General features: G+C 31.3%; 3 protein-coding genes. All 3 read left to right on the forward strand.

Features of this window, described 5'->3' with window-relative positions:
- Positions 1 to 192, forward strand: a 192-nt coding sequence (locus ACRDBA_RS11070; protein WP_438572975.1) for a hypothetical protein, incomplete at its 5' end; no start/stop codon positions are given.
- A gap of 103 nt (positions 193 to 295) precedes the next feature.
- Entirely contained in the window at positions 296 to 853 is a 558-nt protein-coding gene (locus tag ACRDBA_RS11075) for a hypothetical protein (RefSeq protein WP_438572976.1), read from the forward strand.
- 138 nt (positions 854 to 991) lie between these two features.
- Positions 992 to 1,516, forward strand: coding sequence for a hypothetical protein (locus ACRDBA_RS11080; RefSeq protein ID WP_438572977.1), 525 nt, complete (start codon positions 992 to 994; stop codon positions 1,514 to 1,516).
- Positions 1,517 to 1,630 lie beyond the last annotated feature (114 nt).

Raw genomic sequence — 1,630 nt, forward strand, 5'->3', positions numbered from 1 at the left:
AACAAAGAGGCCTTTAAGAAGTTGAAGGAAGAAGTAGCAAAGGAAATGAATGGAGATCAGGAGCTGATCACTGCTGTAGGTGTATTGCAACAGAAGGGAATAATTAGTAGTCCTGATGTCTGGATTAATGGAGAGTACAGTAAGGGTAATGTGAGATCATTATTGATTAAAGTAAGTGCACGTGTTGTATAAGTGATTGAATTTACAAATTATTAAAAATGTGATAAAATAAATTTTAAATATATAATTATTATACAGATATCGCTTTGTATTTCTAGATATTAGGAGAATTTAAATGAAAAGAATAATTGGTTTTATTTTAACAGGAATTATGTGTGTAACCATTACAAGTTGTACTAGCAATCAAAATAATACATCTATGAATGCAAATAACAATAGTGTTTCAGGGGTGGTTGAATTTAGTATTTCAGATGGTTATGATATGTGGGAAATTGGTGTTGCTACAAACAATCTCTTTGATGGTGGTGGCACACGTAGTGAGAACGACGAGTATGTGTTATACACCTATGCTGATAAAATGATTTCAACTAAAATAGATGATAGAAAGGAGGTTATCAGATACATTAGTACAAAAAACACTAATGACTATACTGGCAGAGGAATATCAGTAGGTAATTCGTTAGAAGAACTATTAGATGCATATGGGGATGAGTTGACATTGGAACCCGAGTGGACTAATTACCATTTAGCCTCTGATAAATATGACGAAGTGTATAAATACGCTAATAATGATGAAAGTACTCAAATTATATTTTCTCTAAAAGAAGATACGATTATTATGATTCAAATCGCAACCAATCAAAAACAGAATAATATAAGTCTTGAATTATAATCATGAGGAATGCAATGTGAAATTAGCAAAAGAATTGTTAGCCAATCAAATAGTTCATATGCCAAGCTCATTATAAGCGGAATAAGGGGTCAATAGCGTTTACATATATTTAAATATTAAAAGATTAGAGGGATTAAAATGATACAAAAGAGAAAAATGGGTGTAGTTATTCTTGCAAGCCTATTAGTGGCAACGCCTATAATGGCATCAGAAAAAAGTTTAGTATATCATGACCAAACCTTTGCAGAGATAGATTCCATTACTCATCAGAAAATTACTTACTTAGGGATTAAAAAACTAGGAAAAATAACAAATTTATTTACTGAATATTTTCCAGAAAAAAACATTGTTTTAACATCAAATGGATTAAATAAAACCGTAGAACTTAATATCAGAACAGGTAAGACTGTAGTAAATGATGCTTTAGTCGAAAGCGTTCCTTTTTTAGTTGAGCAAGGGGCTACATATTTACCTGTATATTTTATCTGTGAGCAGTTTGGATTCAATGCGGTTCTTGATCAAGGAGCTATACTTTTCTATAAAAATGGTGAACAAGTCATTATTCCAACGGAGTTCCCAGAACCAGTTAGTGAGGTAGTTATACCTGTAGCAGAAAAAGAAAGTGTCACGAGTGTTCGTGAGGAAATATCCATAGGGCATTAATATAATGACTTCAATCAATAGTTATTTCTTAGCCAGCCATTCCGGTTGGCTTTTTTGTTGTTTTAGAATTATTAAAGATAAGAAGTTTGAATTATTAATTAAAATATTGAATAT

Source organism: Clostridium sp. (assembly GCF_051654825.1).
Classification (GTDB): Bacteria; Bacillota; Clostridia; order Clostridiales; family Clostridiaceae; genus Clostridium.

Bases quoted from the DNA above. Each gene is read 5' to 3' on its own strand.
- ACRDBA_RS11075 (WP_438572976.1), top strand. From the start codon at position 296: ATGAAAAGAATAATTGGTTTTATTTTAACAGGAATTATGTGTGTAACC.
- ACRDBA_RS11080 (WP_438572977.1), top strand. From the start codon at position 992: ATGATACAAAAGAGAAAAATGGGTGTAGTTATTCTTGCAAGCCTATTA.